The organism is Phenylobacterium conjunctum (assembly GCF_042679085.1).
GTDB classification, from domain to species: domain Bacteria; phylum Pseudomonadota; class Alphaproteobacteria; order Caulobacterales; family Caulobacteraceae; genus Phenylobacterium; species Phenylobacterium conjunctum.
In genome coordinates, this window is sequence record NZ_JBHTLQ010000007.1 from 105,466 (window position 1) to 122,621 (window position 17,156).

18 protein-coding genes are annotated in these 17,156 nt (G+C 68.0%); 9 read left to right on the forward strand and 9 right to left on the reverse strand.

Going from position 1 to position 17,156, the window contains the following annotated elements:
* Positions 1-20: 20 nt before the first annotated feature.
* The 4 genes from ACFQ27_RS04980 to ACFQ27_RS04995 are packed head-to-tail and all read left to right on the forward strand — an operon-like array spanning position 21 to position 3,131.
* Complete coding sequence (locus ACFQ27_RS04980; RefSeq protein ID WP_374345095.1) at positions 21-311, forward strand: putative quinol monooxygenase; 291 nt, start codon at positions 21-23, stop codon at positions 309-311.
* Between the two features lie 14 nt (positions 312-325).
* Complete coding sequence (locus tag ACFQ27_RS04985; protein ID WP_377352827.1) at positions 326-1,549, forward strand: acyl-CoA dehydrogenase family protein; 1,224 nt, start codon at positions 326-328, stop codon at positions 1,547-1,549.
* Between the two features lie 28 nt (positions 1,550-1,577).
* Complete coding sequence (locus tag ACFQ27_RS04990) at positions 1,578-1,988, forward strand: globin domain-containing protein (RefSeq protein ID WP_377352828.1); 411 nt, start codon at positions 1,578-1,580, stop codon at positions 1,986-1,988.
* Complete coding sequence (locus ACFQ27_RS04995; protein WP_377352829.1) at positions 1,989-3,131, forward strand: serine hydrolase domain-containing protein; 1,143 nt, start codon at positions 1,989-1,991, stop codon at positions 3,129-3,131.
* 191 nt (positions 3,132-3,322) lie between these two features.
* Here the strand turns inward: ACFQ27_RS04995 and ACFQ27_RS05000 are convergent, their stop codons facing one another.
* A complete protein-coding gene (locus ACFQ27_RS05000; protein WP_377352830.1) occupies positions 3,323-4,795 on the reverse strand; it encodes an N-acyl-D-amino-acid deacylase family protein in 1,473 nt (490 codons plus the stop codon).
* A 54-nt stretch (positions 4,796-4,849) separates the two neighbouring features.
* Here ACFQ27_RS05000 and ACFQ27_RS05005 point away from each other — a divergent pair, with 54 nt between their 5' ends.
* Both ACFQ27_RS05005 and ACFQ27_RS05010 read left to right on the forward strand, forming a co-directional pair.
* Positions 4,850-5,302: a cupin domain-containing protein gene (locus tag ACFQ27_RS05005; RefSeq protein ID WP_377352831.1), complete on the forward strand. Its 453-nt coding sequence runs from the start codon at positions 4,850-4,852 to the stop codon at positions 5,300-5,302.
* A gap of 29 nt (positions 5,303-5,331) precedes the next feature.
* On the forward strand, positions 5,332-6,414 hold the full coding sequence (locus ACFQ27_RS05010) for an NAD(P)/FAD-dependent oxidoreductase (RefSeq protein ID WP_377352832.1): 1,083 nt from the start codon (positions 5,332-5,334) through the stop codon (positions 6,412-6,414).
* A gap of 142 nt (positions 6,415-6,556) precedes the next feature.
* Here the strand turns inward: ACFQ27_RS05010 and ACFQ27_RS05015 are convergent, their stop codons facing one another.
* Positions 6,557-7,780 carry an aminotransferase-like domain-containing protein gene (locus ACFQ27_RS05015; RefSeq protein WP_377352833.1) on the reverse strand — a complete coding sequence of 408 codons (1,224 nt, stop codon included), beginning with the start codon at positions 7,778-7,780 and terminating at the stop codon, positions 6,557-6,559.
* A 458-nt stretch (positions 7,781-8,238) separates the two neighbouring features.
* Positions 8,239-9,504 (reverse strand): cytochrome P450, encoded by a 1,266-nt coding sequence (locus tag ACFQ27_RS05020; RefSeq protein WP_374345087.1) that lies wholly within the window; start codon positions 9,502-9,504, stop codon positions 8,239-8,241.
* 404 nt (positions 9,505-9,908) lie between these two features.
* Here ACFQ27_RS05020 and ACFQ27_RS05025 point away from each other — a divergent pair, with 404 nt between their 5' ends.
* Positions 9,909-11,009, forward strand: coding sequence for an NADH:flavin oxidoreductase (locus tag ACFQ27_RS05025; RefSeq protein WP_374345085.1), 1,101 nt, complete (start codon positions 9,909-9,911; stop codon positions 11,007-11,009).
* Here the strand turns inward: ACFQ27_RS05025 and ACFQ27_RS05030 are convergent.
* Positions 11,006-12,112 carry an acyltransferase family protein gene (locus ACFQ27_RS05030; RefSeq protein ID WP_377352834.1) on the reverse strand — a complete coding sequence of 369 codons (1,107 nt, stop codon included), beginning with the start codon at positions 12,110-12,112 and terminating at the stop codon, positions 11,006-11,008. The two genes, ACFQ27_RS05025 and ACFQ27_RS05030, sit on opposite strands and share 4 nt — an antisense overlap.
* Positions 12,113-12,175: 63 nt before the next feature.
* Between ACFQ27_RS05030 and ACFQ27_RS05035 the strand changes: the two genes are divergently transcribed.
* Positions 12,176-12,634 (forward strand): GFA family protein, encoded by a 459-nt coding sequence (locus ACFQ27_RS05035; RefSeq protein ID WP_377352835.1) that lies wholly within the window; start codon positions 12,176-12,178, stop codon positions 12,632-12,634.
* Here ACFQ27_RS05035 and ACFQ27_RS05040 read toward each other — a convergent pair.
* From ACFQ27_RS05040 to ACFQ27_RS05055, 4 genes are all read right to left on the reverse strand, one after another.
* Positions 12,631-13,257 carry a glutathione S-transferase family protein gene (locus tag ACFQ27_RS05040; RefSeq protein WP_377352836.1) on the reverse strand — a complete coding sequence of 209 codons (627 nt, stop codon included), beginning with the start codon at positions 13,255-13,257 and terminating at the stop codon, positions 12,631-12,633. The genes ACFQ27_RS05035 and ACFQ27_RS05040 overlap by 4 nt on opposite strands.
* Positions 13,258-13,336: 79 nt before the next feature.
* Positions 13,337-14,248 (reverse strand): SMP-30/gluconolactonase/LRE family protein, encoded by a 912-nt coding sequence (locus ACFQ27_RS05045; RefSeq protein WP_377352837.1) that lies wholly within the window; start codon positions 14,246-14,248, stop codon positions 13,337-13,339.
* Positions 14,249-14,334: 86 nt separating this feature from the next.
* Positions 14,335-14,853 carry a dihydrofolate reductase gene (locus ACFQ27_RS05050; RefSeq protein ID WP_377352838.1) on the reverse strand — a complete coding sequence of 173 codons (519 nt, stop codon included), beginning with the start codon at positions 14,851-14,853 and terminating at the stop codon, positions 14,335-14,337.
* A gap of 160 nt (positions 14,854-15,013) precedes the next feature.
* Entirely contained in the window at positions 15,014-15,868 is an 855-nt protein-coding gene (locus ACFQ27_RS05055; protein WP_377352839.1) for a thymidylate synthase, read from the reverse strand.
* A gap of 222 nt (positions 15,869-16,090) precedes the next feature.
* On the opposite strand from ACFQ27_RS05055, the gene ACFQ27_RS05060 reads away from it, so the two are divergent.
* Positions 16,091-16,318 carry a hypothetical protein gene (locus ACFQ27_RS05060; RefSeq protein ID WP_374345078.1) on the forward strand — a complete coding sequence of 76 codons (228 nt, stop codon included), beginning with the start codon at positions 16,091-16,093 and terminating at the stop codon, positions 16,316-16,318.
* Between the two features lie 6 nt (positions 16,319-16,324).
* Here ACFQ27_RS05060 and ACFQ27_RS05065 read toward each other — a convergent pair whose 3' ends face one another.
* Positions 16,325-16,867, reverse strand: a complete 543-nt coding sequence (locus ACFQ27_RS05065; RefSeq protein ID WP_377352840.1) for a DUF924 family protein — start codon at positions 16,865-16,867, stop codon at positions 16,325-16,327.
* Positions 16,868-17,156: the final 289 nt, after the last annotated feature.

A 17,156-nucleotide genomic window follows, 5' to 3' on the forward strand; every position in this document is an offset into this window, starting at 1 on the left:
CATTCGTTGGGAGGAACGGCATGATCGGCATCATCGCGACCCTTAAGGTCGCCGAGGGCAAGAACGCGGAATTCGAGGCGATCTTCACCGACCTCGCCGCGCAGGTGAAGGCCAACGAGCCGGGCTGCGTCGCCTATCAGCTCACCAAGAGCCGCACCGACCCGCAGACCTACAAGGTCCTGGAGCTCTACGCCGACCAGGCCGCGCTCGCCGCGCACGGTCAGACCGAATACTTCAAGGCCGCGCAGCCGAAGATGGGCCCCTGCATGGGCGGGCGTCCTGAAATCGAAGTGCTCGACGGCGTCGGCTAAGGGAGAGAACGGTTATGGACCTCGACTTCACGGCCGAGGATCTCGCCTTCCGTGACGAGGTCCGGGCCTTCATCGATGAAGCCTTCGACGACGAGATGCGGGCCCTGTCCGCGCAGTCGAAGAACCACCACCTGACCAAGGACGCCCAGGTCCGCTGGCTGAAGCGCCTGCACGCCAAGGGCTGGATGGCCCCGGACTGGCCGGTGGAATACGGCGGCACGGGCTGGAGCACCTCGCAGAAGTACATCTTCGACATGGAGATGGCCCTGGCCGGCGCGCCGGAGACCGCCAACATGGGCATCCGCATGTGCGCGCCCGTGGTCATGGCCTTCGGCACCCCGGAGCAGAAGGCCCAGCACCTGCCCAAGATCCTGTCGACCGATGCATGGTGGTGCCAGGGCTATTCCGAGCCGGGCTCGGGCTCCGACCTCGCCTCGCTGTCGCTGAAGGCCGAGCGGGACGGGGACCACTATGTCCTGAACGGCTCGAAGATCTGGACGACCTACGCCCAGTGGGCCGACTGGATGTTCTGCCTGGTGCGGACCTCCAATGAAGGCATTCGTCAGCAGGGGATCAGCTTCCTGCTGCTGGAAATGAACACGCCGGGGATTTCCATCGTCCCCCTGCCGACCCTGGACGGCCCGCCGGAAGGCGACCAGGAGATCAACCAGGTGTTCTTCGAGAACGTCCGGGTGCCGGTCTCCAACCGCATCGGCGAGGAAGGCCTGGGCTGGACCTACGCCAAGTACCTGCTGCAGTTCGAGCGGGGCAACGCCTACGCCTCGGGCCTGACCAGCATGCTGAACAAGGTCAAGAAGATCGCCAAGATCGAGCGCGGCGACGGCGGCGGCTCGATGCTGCAGGACCGTGACTTCCGCCGGAAGCTGGCCGAGGCCGAGATCAAGATCGAGACCCTGAACGCCACCGAGCTGCGGATGTTCGCGGCCCGCACGGCCGGCGAGGCCATGGGGGCGGCGTCCTCGATGCTGAAGCTGGAGGGCAGCCAGGCCCAACAGTTGATGACCGAGCTGGCGCTTGAGGCGGCGGGCATCTACGCCCAGCCCTTCGTGCGCGACACCTGGGCCGAGATCCGCGGCGGCACGAACCAGCCGCGGGCGGGCGAGGATTATTCGGCCACGGTCGCGCCCATGTACTTCAACTACCGCAAGACCTCGATCTACGCCGGGTCGAACGAGATCCAGCACAACATCATGGCCAAGATGGTCCTGGGGCTCTGAGCCCCAGGCGTCTGTTGGGGAGTACGCCATGGACCGGGAAGCCCTGATCACCGCGAGCTTCGAGCTTGCTGCGGAGAAGGCCGGCGACCTGACGCCGCTGGTCTATGAGCGCCTCTTCCGGGAGCACCCGGAGATGGAAGCCCTGTTCTGGCGGGACAAGAACCACCAGGTGAAGGGCGAGATGCTGTCCCAGGTGGCGGTGGCGATCCTCGATTTCGTGGGACCGCGCCGCTACAGCTCGCAGCTGATCCGCACCGAGGTGATCAACCACGCCGGCTATGATGTGCCGCCGGAGGTGTTCCGCCTGTTCTTCGGCGTCGTCCGCGACACCATGAAGGCGGTCTGCGGCGCCGACTGGACCGCGGATATCGACGCGGCCTGGTCCTCGACCCTGACCGATCTCGACGCCTACGCCACCTTGAACAGCACGGCGGCCTGAATGTCCTATTCCCGTTTCGAAGACGCCCTGGCCAAGGCCGTGGCGGAGCGCCGGATCGCGGGCGCAGTGGCCCTGGTCACCGACCGGGACGGCGCGCTCTATGAGCACGCCCATGGCGCGCGGACCGCCGGCCAGGACGTGGCGATGGACGCCGGCACCCTGTTCTGGATCGCCTCGATGACCAAGGCCCTGGTCTCGGTGGGGGCGCTGAAGCTGGTCGAGGCCGGCAAACTCACCCTCGACGAGGACCTGGCGCGGCTGATCCCGGAGTTCGCCGATCTGCAGGTGCTGGACGGCGTGGACGCTGACGGCAAGCCCAAGGTGCGTCCGGCCCGCAGCCCCATCACCCTGCGCCGGCTGCTGAGCCACACCTCGGGCTTCGCCTATGGCTTCACCAGCCCGGACCTGCTGGCCTGGGCCACGGCGACGGGCGCGGCGGATCCGTCCAGCGGCAGCCGCGCGGCCCACAAGCAGCCGCTCGTCTTCGATCCGGGCCAGGACTACATCTATGGCATCGGCATCGACTGGGCGGGCGTGGTGATCGAGGCCGCCAGCGGCCAGCGATTGGACGCCTATCTCGCCGAGCATGTCACCGGCCCGTTGGGCATGGCTGACACAGGCTTCAAGCTCAGCCCCGACCAGGCGGCGCGCGCGGCCTCGGTGCATGTGCGCGGGCCTGAGGGCGTCATGCCGATCCCCTTTGGCCTGCCGCCGGAGCCGGAGGTCCTGCCGGGCGGCGGCGGGCTCTACAGCACGGCTGGCGACTACGGCCGCTTCCTGCGCATGCTGATGGGTTCTGGGCCGCAGCTCTTGTCCGAAGCCACCCTGCGCGAGCTGGCCACCCTGCAGACCGCGCCGGGCGTGGGCGGCTTCAAGTCGGCCCTGCCGGGCATGAGCCATGACTATGATCCCTACCCGGGCATGCCGACCGGCTATGGCCTGGCGACCCTGATCACGCCCGATCCCACCGGCGACGGACGGCGTGGCGGCAGCCTGACCTGGGCTGGCCTCGCCAACACCTATTACTGGGCCGATCCCGTGGACGGTCGCGGCGGCGTGCTGATGACCCAGCTCCTGCCCTTTGCGGATCCGGAAGTGCTGGAGCTGTTCAAGGCGCTGGAGCGGGACGCCTACGGGGTTTAGGGGCTGAACCTGAGCAAGTGCGTCCTTCTACCCTTGTGGGAGAAGGTGGCCCTGCGGAGCAGGGTCGGATGAGGGGTCTCTCAGACCTTTCAAGCACGGCTTTCGGGGACATGCCGGATGGGGCGGCGCGACCCCTCATCCGTCAGCTTCGCTGACACCTTCTCCCACAAGGGGAGAAGGGATTCGACCGTCTACCCCCGCCGCAGGGCCTTGCCGGGACGCGCGTCGGTGACCTGGCCGTCGCGGGCCACGACCTCGCCGTTGACCATCACCAGGCGGATGCCGCCGGGGGTTTGCTTGGGGTCTTCCCAGGTGCCGCGGTCGATGATGGTCGCGGGATCGAACAGCACCAGGTCGGCGAAGGCGCCGGCCTTCAGAACCCCGCGATCCTTCAGCCCGAACTTGGCGGCCGAGAAGCCGGTCATCCGGTAGATGGCGTCGGGCAGGCTAAGCACCGACAGGTCGCGGCTGTAATGGCCCAGGACCCGGGCGAAGGTGCCGTAGAGCCTGGGATGCGGCTTGCCCTCCAGGGTCGGCAGGCCGTCCGAGCCGATCATGGTCGAGGGGTGGCGCATCACCATCTGGACGTCGTCCTCGCTGATGCTGTGCAGGATGACGGTGGCGCCGGGCTCGGCCTCCAGGATGCGGGCCAAGGTGTCGGCCACCGACAGGCCGAACTGGGCCGTGAGGGTTTCAATCGACTTGCCCTCCCACTCGGGGGTGCGGGCGGTCGAGGCGATGACGACGTCGGCCGGTTGCAGGCTGCCGACCCCGCCGCCCAGCCGTCCGCCCTCGGCCACGGCGGACAGGACCGTGCTGCCGGCGGTGTAGGGATACTGGTCGGCGTGGACGTCCAGGCCCTTGCGCTGGGCGGCGTCGATCAGGGCCAGGGACTTGGTGACCAACCCCCAGGCCGCGCGGCCCGAGGCCTTGTGGTGGGAGATCTGCACCCCGACCCCGGCGGCCTCGCCGATGCGGATAGCCTCGTCCACCGAGTCCAGCAGGCCCACGCCCTCGTCGCGCATATGGGTGGTGTAGAGCGCGCCCGTGCCCTTCAAGAGGGCGGTGAGCTCGATGATCTCCTCGGTGCGCGCGTGCCGGCCGGGCTCGTAGATCAGGCCGGTGGACAGGCCGAAGGCGCCGGCCTCCAGGCCCTCGGAGACGATGGCCTTCATCTGGGCCATCTCGGCGTCGGACGGGGCCTCGGTCTTGCGGCCCATGACCGACATCCGCACCGTGCCGTGGCCGATCAGGGCGGCGATGTTCAGGGCCGGCGGCGCCTTGTCGAGGACGTCCAGATAACCGCCATAGCCGTCCCAGCCCGGCAGCTGGCCCTTGGGGTGGAAAGACCGCGCCAGGATGGCGGCGGCGGGGAAGGGCGCCGCGCCCATGCCGCAGTTGCCGACCACGCTGGTGGTCACCCCGCCCAGGGTCTTGAAGGCCATGTCCGGGTGCAGGACAGCGGCGAAGTCGTCGTGGGTGTGGACGTCGATGAAGCCGGGGCTGAGCGCCAGGCCGCCCGCGTCGATCTCCTGGCGGGCGGCGCCTGAGACCGACCCCACCGCGGCGATCCGGTCGCCCTCGATGGCCAGGTCGCCGGCCACGCCCTGGGCGCCCGTGCCGTCATAGATGACCGCGTTACGGATGATGCAGTCGAAGGCCATGGCGTCGTGCTCCTGATCCGGCCAGCATAGTCGTCGAGGCCACGGAGAAGCGCCATGCCGAAGATCGATCTCGCCAAGGTTCCGGAGCACAAGGGCGTTGGATACCCGCCGCCCCTGGACGAACCCTGCCGCGAGCGTGTGCGCCAAAGGCTGGGCGAGGCGGGTGGGCTGACGGATTTCGGGGTCAATCGGATGCGCCTTCCGCCGGGCGGCTGGTCCAGCCAGCGGCACTGGCACAGTCACGAAGATGAGTTCGTGCATGTGCTGTCTGGCGAACTGGTGCTGGTGGAGGACGATGGCGAGACCTTGCTGAAGGCCGGGGACAGCGCCGCCTTTCCCAAGGGCTCGGGAAACGGGCACCACCTGATCAACCGCGGCGCCGAGACGGCGGTCTATCTGGAAGTGGGCTCGCGGCATGCGGACGACCTGACCACCTGCTCCGACGTCGATATGATGAGCGCCAATGCCGACGGGCGCTTCGTTCACAAGGACGGGACCCCCTGGTGAGTGGACTCCTCCAATGAGGGTTTGGGCGCGTGCGTGAAGCCGATGTGATCGTGGTGGGCGCGGGGATGGCGGGCGCCTCCCTGGCCGCTGAACTGGCGCCTGGGACGCGGGTGATCGTGCTGGAGGCCGAGGACGCGCCGGGCCGGCACACGACCGGGCGCTCGGCCGCCCTGTTCTCGGAAATCTACGGCAATGCGGTGATCCGGGTCCTGACCCGGGCGAGCCGCGAAGGGTTGTCGCCCTTCATGACGCCCCGGGACTGCCTGCACATCGCGACGCCGGAACAGCTAGAGCGGCTGGAGGCCTTCGCCAGCCTGCCGGACGTGGCGGCCTCCTCGCGGCAGGTGACGCCGGACGAGGCGCTCAGCCTGTGCCCGATGCTGAAGGGCGAGGTGCTGGCCGGCGCCCTGGCCGAACTGAACGCCTATGACATCGACGTGGACGCCCTGCACCAGAGCTATCTGCGCCGCATCCGGGCCTCGGGCGGCGAGGTGGTCTGCGATGCGCGGGTCGAGGCGGGCGAACGCGCCGATGGCCTGTGGCGGGTGACGGCGGGCGGTGAAGAGTTCCGCGCGCCCGTGCTCGTCAACGCCGCCGGCGCCTGGGGCGATGTGGTGGCCGGGGCCTGTGGCGTCGCGCCCCTGGGCCTGGAGCCCAAGCGGCGGACCATCGCCATTGTGCCGGCGCCGGCGAGCTGCCCAGACAGTCCCTTCGTGGTCGATGTGGACGAGGATTTCTACTTCAAGGCCGAGGCGGGACGGGTGCTGGTCTCGCCCGCTGACGAGACGCAGAGCGCGCCTTGCGACGCCGCGCCGGAAGAACTGGATATCGCCATCGCCATCGACCGGGTCCAGGGCGTGGCCGACCTGCCCGTGGCGCGGGTGCTGGCGAGTTGGGCGGGCCTGCGGACCTTCGCGCCAGACCGGACGCCGGTGCTGGGCTTTGCGTCCGACGCCGAGGGCTTCTTCTGGTGCGTCGGCCAGGGCGGCTACGGCATCCAGACCGCGCCGGCCATGGGGCGATTGGGCGCGGCCCTGGCGCAGGGGCGCGGCGTTCCGAAGGGGTTGGCCGAGGTGGATGTGGCGGCGCTGGGGGCGGGGCGGTTTTCCTGACCCCCAACAGATGTCATCCCGGTTTCCCCGCAGGGGAAGACCGGGACCCATAGACACCGATCTATCCGGAGGTCCCTGCGCGTCTGGGTCGCGGACAAGCGCTGCGCGCTTTCCGGGATGACACCAAATGCGCTGGCCGCGCTCAGCTCCGCGCGATGAGCCGCGCGAGCCTGGCCACCCCGTCCTCGATCTCCGCCGCGGTCGGCAGGGAGTAGCTGAGGCGGATGGCGTTCGTGGCCTTGACCTCGGCGAAGAAGGGGGCGCCGGGGACGAAGGCGACGCGTTCCTCGGCGATGGCGCGTTCCAGCAGCGCCGCGCCGTCGATGTGCTCCGGCAGCCAGATCCAGACGAACATGCCGCCCTGGGGCTTGGACCAGGTGACCCCTTGCGGCATGTGGCGGGCCAGCGAGCCCAGGATCGCCTGGGCCTTGGCGCCATAGGCGTTCCGCAGAAGGCTGAGGTGCTGCTCGAAGCCCTGGCTCACCGCCCGGTGGGCGGCGATCTGGTTGATCGTCGAGACGTGCAGGTCGCAGCCCTGCTTCAGCAGGACCAGCTTGTCGATCACCGCCTTGGGTCCGCAGACCCAGCCCAGCCGCAGGGCCGGCGACACGGTCTTGGAGAAGGTGCCGCAATAGAGGGTGCGCGCCTGTTCGATGGAGCCCGCGCGGGCGATGTCCAGGGCGAGCAAGGTCGGCAGGGCCTCGCCCTCGAAGCGCAGGTCGCGATAGGCCGCGTCCTCGATCAGGGTCATGTCGGCGGCCTCGGCCAGGTCCAGCAGGGCCTCGCGCTCGGCAAGCGTCAGGCTCTCGCCGGTGGGGTTGGCGAAGTCCGGCACGAAGTAGCCGATGGGATGTTGGCCCAGCCGGGTCTTCAGGGTCTGAGCGTCGAAGCCTTGGGCCAGGGCGCCGTCCGGCAGGTCCAGATAGCTGGGCTGGTACGGCGTGAAGGCCTGCAGGGCGCCCAGATAGGTGGGCCGGGCCACCATGACCGAGGTCCCCGGTCCGATCAGCATCTTGCCCAACAGGTCCAGGGCCTGCTGCGAGCCGGCGGTGATCATGATGTTGCTGGCGTCGCAGGCCACGCCAGCGGCGGCCATCCGCTCCACCAGCCATTCGCGAAGCGGCAGGTAGCCCTCGCTCACCGAATACTGCAGGGCCTGGGCGGCCACAGCCGGGTCGGCGAGCACGCCGTCATAGGCGGCCTTGATCTCGCTGGTGGGGAACAGGCCGGGATCGGGGATGCCGCCGGCGAAGGACAGGATGTCGGGCTGGTCGAGCAGCTTGAGCAGCTCGCGGATTTCGCTGGCCTTCACGTTCGCCATGCGCGGGGCGTAGCGGGCGGACCAGTCGGGGGACGTCGTCGTCATGGGATGCACTCGTAGAGAACGCGGAAACTAGGCCGCGCGGAAGCGCAGCCGCCTGATCGGGTGATCAACCCTTTCGGGGGCGTCCTACGAAACGGCGCCGGGCCATGCGGCCGCGGCTGGGCTCCAATTCCATCCCGAGCATGGGGCAGGCTTAACGCGCGTGGGGCGTGAGGCGCAAGGGTTAGTCATCCTCCCCCGCCTGCCGGAGGGTGGGGGCAGCAATCTCCACCCCCGGCCATGACGACTGTTCTCCGGTGTCATCCCGCATGGAGCGGCGGAGCCGCGGAAGTGCGGGACCCAGATGCGCCGGATTTGCAGGCTAGATCGGTGTGTATGGGTCCCGGTCTTCGGCAGCGCCGAAACCGGGATGACACCCTTGGGGGGAGATGGAGCGCCCAAACGAAAATCGCCCCCGTTTGCGGCGGGGGCGATCTCGGAGTTCCGGATGTTCCGAAGGCTTAGAGCTTGGACGGGATGACCACCATCATCTGCTCGTAGCCCTTCACGAAGGAGGACTTCACGCGCACGGGCTCTTCCACGACCTTGATCTCGGGGAAGCGGACCAGGATCTCTTCCCACAGGATGCGCAGCTGGAGCTCGGCCAGGCGGTTGCCCACGCAGCGGTGGATGCCGAAGCCGAAGGACATGTGGTGGCGCGGACGTTCGCGGTCGATGATGTAGGCGTTCGGGTTGTCGATCACCTCTTCGTCTCGGTTGCCCGAGACGTACCACATCAGGACCTTTTCGCCCTTCTTGATGGTTTTGCCGCCCAGCTCGACGTCCTGCTTGGCGGTGCGGCGCATATAGGCGAGCGGGGTCTGCCAGCGGATGGTCTCGGAGACCATCGACGGGATCAGGTCCGGATTGGCGCGCAGCTTGGCGAATTCGGCCGGGTTCTGGTTCAGGGCGTAGACCGAGCCCGACATGGTGTTGCGGGTGGTGTCATTGCCGCCGACGATCAGGAGGATCAGGTTCCCCAGATACTCCATGCGGTCCATGTTCTTGGTGGACTCGCCGTGGGCCAGCATCGAGATCAGGTCGCCGCGGGGCGGGGCGTTGACCCGCTCTTCCCAGAGGCGGCTGAAATAGTCGACGCACTCGAACAGGTACATCTTCCGCTCGGTGTCCGGGTCCTCGGTCTTGAACAGCTTCGAGGTCGGGTCAGCGGTGGCGATGTCGGACCAGAAGGTCAGCTTGCGGCGGTCCTCGAACGGGAAGTCGAAGAGGGTGGCCAGCATCTGGGTGGTCAGCTCGATGGAGACCTTGTCCACCCAGTCGAAGGGCGTGCCGATCGGCAGGCTGTCCAGGGTCTTCTGGATGCGGCTGCGGATCAGGGGCTCGAGCTCGGCCAGGTTATGCGGCGAGACGATCGGGCTGACGGTCTTGCGCTGGACGTCGTGCTTGGGCTGGTCCATCGCGATGAACATCGGAAGGGTGAAGTCTTCTTCCGGGTCAAAGATGGTGATGGCCGGTTCCGACGAGAACACGTCGTGGTTGGTGTCCACGGCCATGATGTCGTTGAACTTGGTGACCGACCAATAGGGGCCGTCCTCGTGGCCGTCGGCGCAGTAGTGGACCGGGTCCTCTTTGCGCAGGCGCTCGAAATAGGGCCAGTGGGTGTCGGTCAGGAACAGCTCCGGGTCGACCGGATTGATCTGTTCGAGGGGCATCGAATAGGCCTTGGCCCGGGCTTCCGCCTTCAGGTCGACAGCGCCGTCGCTCATGGGGGTCCTCCATTGGGCGCACGTTCGCTGCGCCGCATCTTATCAGCGTTAGGAACCATGCGTGACGCCGCGGCGCCTGACAAGGCGAATTCGTGACGCTGGCGTCATTTTCTGCGCCGCGTTTGCTGAAGCAGGGGCCGGGGCGGGCTCAGCAAGAAGGACACAAAGACCACAAAGGAAGGGAAGCACACGAAGGCGCGCTCTGCGCGCGATCTGGACCTGGTCAGGCCATGCAGAAGGCCCCCTCTTCGTGTCCTTCGCTTCCTTTGTGTCCTTGGTGTCCCAATCGGGCCTCGCCGCTGGCGAGGCGGGGGTGATTGGCCGTCCAGAATTTCTGACCTGACGCCGGGACAAGGGCGTGCTCTTAAGTAAAGTTCGAACGCTCGTTTGAATTGGGAGCCCGCATGGCCGCCGACGTCCTCTTCCAGCCCTTCTCGTTCAAGGGCCTGAACCTCAAGAACCGCTTCGTGATGGCGCCGATGACCCGGTCGTTCTCGCCGGGCGGCGTGCCCACCGAGGAGGTGGCGCAGTACTACAAGCGCCGGGCCGCGGCCGAGGTGGGCCTGATCGTCTCGGAAGGCACGGGGGTCAACCGCCCCGCCTCGCTGAACGACAAGAACGTGCCGCGCTTCCATGGCGAGAAGGAACTGGCCGGCTGGAAGCGGGTGATCGAGGCCGTCCACGAGGCCGGCGGCGCCATGGCGCCCCAGCTGTGGCACGTGGGCGCGGTGCGCTCGCGCGATCCGGAGTTCGCCACGCCCGAGACCTATGACAGCCCCTCGGGCCTGACCCGCCCGGGCAAGGAATTCGGCAAGCCGATGACCGAGGAAGAGGTTGCCGACGCCATCCAGGCCTTCGCCGACGCGGCGCTCGCCGCCAAGCAGCTGGGCTTCGAGACCATCGAGCTGCACGGCGCCCACGGCTACCTGATCGACCAGTTCTTCTGGGAGGGCACCAATGTCCGTGAGGACGCCTATGGCTCCAAGGGCCTGCCGGGCCGGGCGCGCTTCGCCGCCGACATCCTGAAGGCCGTGCGCCAGGCGGTGGGCCCGGACTATCCGGTGATCATCCGCATCAGCCAGTGGAAGCAGCAGGACTATGAGGTCAAGCTGGCCAAGACGCCGAAGGAGATGGAAGCCTGGCTGACCACCCTGACCGACGCCGGCGCCGACATCCTGCACTGCTCGCAGCGCCGGTTCTGGGAGCCGGAGTTCGAGGGCTCTGACCTGAACTTCGCCGGCTGGGCCAAGAAGCTGACCGGGGTTCCGACCATCAGCGTCGGCTCGGTGGGGCTGACCGGCGAGTTCATCGCGGCCTGGGGCGGGGAAGCCTCGACCCCGGCCTCGCTGGACGAGCTGATCAAGCGCATGGACCGGGGCGAGTTCGACCTGGTGGCCGTGGGCCGCGCCCTGCTGCAGGACCCCAACTGGGTGCTGAAGGTCAAGGAAGGCCGCAACGACGAACTGATGAACTACGACCTCAAGGCGCTCGCGACCTTGAGCTAGGCCGTTCGGGGCTGCGCGTCCGCCGCCTGGCGGGCGCGCAGCCCCTGAATGTAGCGCCGGCCGAAGTCCTGGCCCGGCTGCTCGATGAAGGCGTAGAGCGGCCAGGACACCAGGGCGGTGGCCGCGATGGTCGCCAGGCTGGCCGCGATGAAGGTCACGCCCGCGCCGCCGGGCAGGTCGCGGATCGCGGCGTAGACGCCGCTGCGGTTGAGCACCGGGATCACATAGGGGTGCGCGAGGTAGAGGCTGAAGCTCACCTTACCCAGCCAGCGGGTGACGGGATTGCTGACCAGCGCCGACGGGTTTGACGCCATGGCCAGGCAGGCGGCGGCGATCGGGATGGTCCACCAGAGCTGATAGACGGCGGCGTCGCCGGCCCGGGTGAGGGCGACCGCCCAGGGATTGACCAGCCACATCAGGAACAGGGCCGAGCCCAGGGTGAACCCGGCCAGGGGCCAGAAGGGCAGATCCCGCCGCAGCTGGAACAGGCGGTAGGCGACGAGGCCGGCGCCGAAATAGGGCAGGTTGAACAGGATGCTGTGCTGGACGAACCCGCTGATCTCGCCGGTCTTCAGGGCGAACAGCCAGGCGACGACACCGGCCGCCAGGGTCAGGCGCAGGGCCGAGACGAGGTCGCGGGCCAGTGCGATGACCGCTGGAAAGACCAGGTAGAACAGCATCTCGACCCCGATGGACCAGGAGGCCAGCGCAATGCCTTCTACATGGGCCGGGGAGAGGTTGAAGGTGAAGGTCGCGGCCAGGGCGAGGTCGAGCGGATGGCTGATGGCCCAGCCGGGTCCGAGCACCACGGCGATCCGGGCCAGACATGAGGCGTAGTAGAGCGGAGCGATACGGAACAGGCGGCGCAGATAGAAGTCCCGCACCGCCCCTTCGCCGCTCAGGCGGTCCTCATAGCCATAGGCCAGGCTGAAGGCGCTGACGGCGAAGAACAAGGGCACGCCGATGGCGGCGTGGCGTTTGATCACCATCAGGGCCTGGGGCGGATCGAAGCCGGCGATCCAGATGACGTGGTAGAGGATGATGGCTACGGCCGCATAGGCGCGCAGGGCCTCAATGCCCCCTAGAAACCGGCGCTCGCCCATGTCACTCCCCCAAGCCGAGGGTGACCATAGGCGCCCCGCGGGGAGGGGTGAAGGGAGATCGGCATGTTCGACGGGGGATGCGCCTGCGGCGCGGTGCGCTATCGGCTGCGGACGGCGCCGATGTTCGTCAATTGCTGCCATTGCCGCGATTGTCAGCGGCAGACCGGCGGGGCCTTCGCCATCAACGCCATGATCGAGACCGACCGGATCGAGGTCGAGGGCGAGATGATGAGCTATTGCATGCCCACCGATTCAGGCCGGCCGCATGATGTCTGGCGTTGCGCGGCCTGCGGAACCACCCTGTGGTCCGACTATGGGCGGCGCAAGGTGATGAGCTTCGTGCGCGTCGCGACCCTGGACGATCCGACGGCCCTGAGGCCCGACGCGCACATCTTCACGCGCAGCAAGCTGCCCTGGGTTGAGGTGAGCGGCGCGCCGGCGTTCGAGGTCTATTACGACATGGCGACCCAGTGGCCGCAGGACAGCCTGGCGCGCCGCCGCGCCCTGCTCGGCGACGTCTAGACGGTGGAATAGGGGTTGGTGCGGTCGAAGCTGGGCCGCGCGCGCATGTGCGCCAGCCAGGCCGCGGTCGACGGCGCGTGACCAAGGGCGGTGGCCCCCTCCGGCGTCGCCGAGGCCAGATGCAGGTGCGGCAGCAGGAAGAGGTCGGCCAGGCTCAGATGCTCGCCGACCAGGAAGGGATGCCGCGACAGGCTCTCTTCGAAGATCTCAAGCTGCAGGGTCAGGGGCGCGACAAAGCTCTCCACCACCGCCGGGTCCGTGGGGGTGTCGCGCCACAGGCCGGCTGTCCGCTCCTTGATCAGGCCGTTCATGGTCGGGAAGCAGTAGGCGCTGACCACGCTCATGGCGGTGAGCATGCGCGCCTGGTTCAGGGGATCCAGGGGCTGCAGCACCGGGCCGGCGAAGGCGCGGTCGATATAGTGGGCGATGGCCAGGGCCTCGTAGACGATGACCTCGCCATGCTGCAGCACCGGCATCTTGCCGAAGGGGTGCAGCCGGCGGTGGGCCGGCGAGGCGACGTCGACACCGACGATCTCAAAGGGCACACCCTTCTCGTCGGCGATCAGGGCGCAGGCCCAGCCGTAGGGGCTGCGGGCGTCGGTGTGCAGGACGATGGTGGACATGGCGGCCCCGTCGAGATGAGGCCGCCAGCCTAGAGACGCGTGGAGCGGGCGGCTTGATTGAGGTCAAGCCGCCGCGTCCTCAGGCGTTGAAGTTGAGCTTGAGGCCCGGGCGGGGCCACTTGGCCTTGAACAGCTTGCCGGTTGCCGAGGCCGTGACCCAGGCGGTGGTCATGTCGGCGCCGCCGAAGCAGATGTTGGTGACGATCAGGTCGGGGAAGGCGAAGTGTTCGTGGCTGCCGTCCGGATCGATGGCGGTGATGCCGCCATTGATGATGGTGGCGACGCAGACCTTGCCGTCGGCCTCAACCGCCAGGCTGTCGAACAGCTGGTAGCCCGGCATGTTGGCGATCACCCGGCCCGGCGCGAAGCCGGGCGGCGGGGAGAGCACGCCCGTGGACTCCACGTCGAAGGCCCAGAGGCGGCCGAGATTGGTGTCGGCGACATAGACCACCTTCTCATCCGGCGAGAGGCCGACGCCGTTGGGCGAGATGATGTGGTCGCGCTGGCGCGAGATATGGGAGCCGTCGATCTTGGCGTAGTAGAGCGCGCCGAACTTCTTGCCCTCCGGCGTCGAGCAGCCGTGGTCGGTGAACCAGAAGCCGCCGGACTTGTCGAAGACGATGTCATTGGGGCCGATCAGCCGCTTGCCGTCGCAGGAATCGTAGAGGGTGGTGAGCTCGCCGGTCTTCAGGTCATAGCGCTGGATCATCCCGCCAGTGTGGCTGGGCGGGGTGGGGCCGGGGATGGTCAGGCCGCCATTATCCAGCCACTCGAAGGAGCCGCCGTTGTTGGTGATGTAGATGGCGCCGTCCGGACCGATGGCCGCGCCGTTCGGGCCGCCGCCGGTGTTCACAACGGTCTCCTTGCGGCCGTCGGGATAGACGCGGGTCAGGCGCTGAGCCTTGATCTCGGTGAGGATCACCGAGCCATCGTTCATGGCGATGGGGCCCTCCGGGAACTCAAATCCCTCGGCGACGAGTTCGAAGTCCATGGCGCGTGTCTCTCCCGCTTATGTCTTGGTTGGCGGGCACTATGGCGCAGGGCGCCCCTGGGGAGACAAGCGGTTTGTTGGCGTCGTCAGCGCCGCTCCAGGACCCGGATCGTGAAGGGGTGGTCGTCGCCTTCGCCGGCGGGATAGTCCTGGGACCGGACCTCGACCCACTTGCTCTCGTCGAAGCCGTTCAGGGTGACGTCGCCCTCGATGTCGGCGTGGACTTCGGTGAGATAGATCCGCCGGGCGCGGGGCAGGGCGAGCTCGAACAGGGACACGCCGCCGATCACGCAGACCTCGTCCACGCCATCGTCCTCGGCCTGCTCCTTGGCGATGGAGACCGCGTCAGTGAAGTCGTCGCAGACCACGCAGCCCTTGGCCTCGAAGGAGCCGTCGCGGGTGAGCACGATGTTGGTGCGGCCAACCAGGGGCTTCTTGGGCAGGCTGTCCCAGGTCTTGCGGCCCATGATCACCGGCTTGCCCATGGTCACGGCCCGGAAGTTGGCGAGATCGGTCTTCAGCCGCCAGGGCAGGCCGCCGTCGCGGCCGATGACGCCGTTGCGGGCCCGGGCGATGGGGCCGGCGGTGAGGATGGGGGTGGTCATGGGGGGAGGTTACACCAGTTGAGCCAGTGATATCCGTGTCATCCCGGAAAGCCGCGCCAGCGGCTTGTCCGGGACCCATATACGCGGGGCTGCCCGGAAGGATCGGTGTCTATGGGTCCCGGTCTTTCGCTGCGCGAAAACCGGGATGACGCCTTGGGGTTCACACCGCGATGGGCGCGGCGATCTTGTCGTGGGCCTGGTAGCCACGGAGCTTGAAGTCCTCATAGTCGAACGCGAACAGGTCGTCGCGGTCGGCGATTTCCATGACCGGCAGGGGCAGGGGCTCGCGGGTCAGCTGTTCGCGGGCCTGGTCCAGGTGGTTCAGGTAGAGGTGGGCGTCGCCGAGGGTGTGAACGAACTCGCCGGGCTCAAGACCCACCACCTTGGCCACCATCATCGTCAGCAGGGCGTAGGAGGCGATGTTGAAGGGCACGCCCAGGAACACGTCGGCCGAGCGCTGGTAGAGCTGGCAGGAGAGCTTGCCGTCCGCGACGAAGAACTGGAACAGGCAGTGGCAGGGCGGCAGGGCCATATCCTCAACCTCGGCCGGGTTCCAGGCCGAGACGATGTGGCGGCGGCTTTCCGGATTGGTCTTCAGGCCGTGGACCAGGTTGGCGATCTGGTCGATGACCCGGCCGTCCGGGGCGGTCCAGGAACGCCATTGCTTGCCGTAGACGGGCCCCAGTTCGCCGGTTTCGTCGGCCCATTCGTCCCAGATGCTGACGCCACGCTCCTGCAGCCACTTCACATTGGTGTCGCCGCGCAGGAACCAGAGCAGCTCCAGGATGATCGACTTGCGGTGCAGTTTCTTGGTGGTCAGCAGGGGGAAGCCCGCCTGCAGGTCGAAGCGCATCTGGCGGCCGAAGACGCCCAGGGTGCCGGTGCCGGTACGGTCGCCGCGCTGGACGCCGTTGTCCAGGATGTCGGCCAGCAGGTTCAGGTACTGACGCTCAGGATGGTCCGGCCCCGCCTGGGGCGCGGGCTCTCGGGTCAGGACGGCGACGTGCGCGTTCATGTCGAGCCCTCGGCAACTGATTCGCTCCGAAAAGTATGGCCCAGGCCAGGAGACGAGTCGCCGATCCGGCGCGACTCAACTGTGGGCGAATTGGCGCGGCGGCGGCGCCCAAAAATTGTGCGGCGCGGAAATTGTGCGCAGGTGAGGGCGATCCCGGCCTACTCGGCGGCGACAAGCGGTCGGATAACGCCGCTATCGTTCAACCGACCAAGGACCTCCCCCATGTTCGTGTCGCTCCTCGCCGCTGGTCTGCTGGCCCTGGCCGAAGGCGCCGCTGCTGTTCCGCCCGTTGACGCCGTGGCCACCGCGCCCGCGGCCAAGCCCGAGATGAAGCGGGTGTGCGTCAAGAAGACCATCGAGAACTCCAAGATCCCGAAGGTGACCTGCATGATGATGCCGGTGAAGGCGGCGTCGGCGCCGGCCGAGGACAGCGAACAGGGCCAGTCCTGATCGGGATCAGCCGGCGAAGCCGCCCTCGTCGAGGAAGGCCTGCTCCTCCGACGTGGTCTCCCGGCCCAGCGCCGGGTTGCGGTGGGGGAAGCGGCCGAACTGGGCGATCACCTCGCGGTGGATGTTGGCGAACTTCAGGTAGTTCTCGTTTCCCAGGGCGGTGAACAGGGCCACCGCCTCGTCCTGGCAGGCCATGTCCTCGGCGTGCTCGAAGGGCAGGTACATGAAGGCCCGCAGGTCCTCGTCCACCTGCTGGTCGAAGCCGCGCGCCACAGCCTGGCGGGCGATCCGGAGCGCCATGCCGTCGGTGGCGAAGGCGTGGGCGTTGCCGCGGTATAGATTGCGCGGGAACTGGTCGAGGACGATGAGCAGGGCCAGGCAGCCGTCCGGCGTCTCCGTCCAGGCGTCATAGCGCCCGCGGGCGACATTGTGGTGCAGGGCCTCGAACTTCAGCTGGATCAGGTCGTCGAAGGCCCGCTGTCCCGAGAACCACTTGGACGGCCCGGCGTGGCGCCAGAAGCTGATGACGTCGATGGGCTGGGCGACCACGGCGAACTCCTTGCAAGACCCGTCCGCTATGTCGCCGTCCGAGACGATCCGTTCAAGCAGGGTTCAGCTTGACCGGCGCAATCGTGAACGCATGGGACGAACAGGGCCGTAAGGCGGCTCAGCGGGAACGAAGATGAAGACGGTGATGAGCGGCGCCCTGGCGCTGGTGCTGATGGCCCAGGCCGCGCCTGCGGCCCTGGCGCAGGAGAACGACCACGACCGCTGGCACGACGCCAGTGATCGGCCCGGCGGCCGCAACCCCGGCGGCCCGCGCGAGGCGCCCCAGGCG

Coding starts and splice junctions, on each gene's coding strand:
- ACFQ27_RS04980 (WP_374345095.1), top strand. CDS start 21: ATGATCGGCATCATCGCGACCCTTAAGGTCGCCGAGGGCAAGAACGCG.
- ACFQ27_RS04985 (WP_377352827.1), top strand. CDS start 326: ATGGACCTCGACTTCACGGCCGAGGATCTCGCCTTCCGTGACGAGGTC.
- ACFQ27_RS04990 (WP_377352828.1), top strand. CDS start 1,578: ATGGACCGGGAAGCCCTGATCACCGCGAGCTTCGAGCTTGCTGCGGAG.
- ACFQ27_RS04995 (WP_377352829.1), top strand. CDS start 1,989: ATGTCCTATTCCCGTTTCGAAGACGCCCTGGCCAAGGCCGTGGCGGAG.
- ACFQ27_RS05000 (WP_377352830.1), bottom strand. CDS start 4,795: ATGGCCTTCGACTGCATCATCCGTAACGCGGTCATCTATGACGGCACG.
- ACFQ27_RS05005 (WP_377352831.1), top strand. CDS start 4,850: ATGCCGAAGATCGATCTCGCCAAGGTTCCGGAGCACAAGGGCGTTGGA.
- ACFQ27_RS05015 (WP_377352833.1), bottom strand. CDS start 7,780: ATGACGACGACGTCCCCCGACTGGTCCGCCCGCTACGCCCCGCGCATG.
- ACFQ27_RS05020 (WP_374345087.1), bottom strand. CDS start 9,504: ATGAGCGACGGCGCTGTCGACCTGAAGGCGGAAGCCCGGGCCAAGGCC.
- ACFQ27_RS05025 (WP_374345085.1), top strand. CDS start 9,909: ATGGCCGCCGACGTCCTCTTCCAGCCCTTCTCGTTCAAGGGCCTGAAC.
- ACFQ27_RS05030 (WP_377352834.1), bottom strand. CDS start 12,112: ATGGGCGAGCGCCGGTTTCTAGGGGGCATTGAGGCCCTGCGCGCCTAT.
- ACFQ27_RS05035 (WP_377352835.1), top strand. CDS start 12,176: ATGTTCGACGGGGGATGCGCCTGCGGCGCGGTGCGCTATCGGCTGCGG.
- ACFQ27_RS05040 (WP_377352836.1), bottom strand. CDS start 13,257: ATGTCCACCATCGTCCTGCACACCGACGCCCGCAGCCCCTACGGCTGG.
- ACFQ27_RS05045 (WP_377352837.1), bottom strand. CDS start 14,248: ATGGACTTCGAACTCGTCGCCGAGGGATTTGAGTTCCCGGAGGGCCCC.
- ACFQ27_RS05050 (WP_377352838.1), bottom strand. CDS start 14,853: ATGACCACCCCCATCCTCACCGCCGGCCCCATCGCCCGGGCCCGCAAC.
- ACFQ27_RS05055 (WP_377352839.1), bottom strand. CDS start 15,868: ATGAACGCGCACGTCGCCGTCCTGACCCGAGAGCCCGCGCCCCAGGCG.
- ACFQ27_RS05060 (WP_374345078.1), top strand. CDS start 16,091: ATGTTCGTGTCGCTCCTCGCCGCTGGTCTGCTGGCCCTGGCCGAAGGC.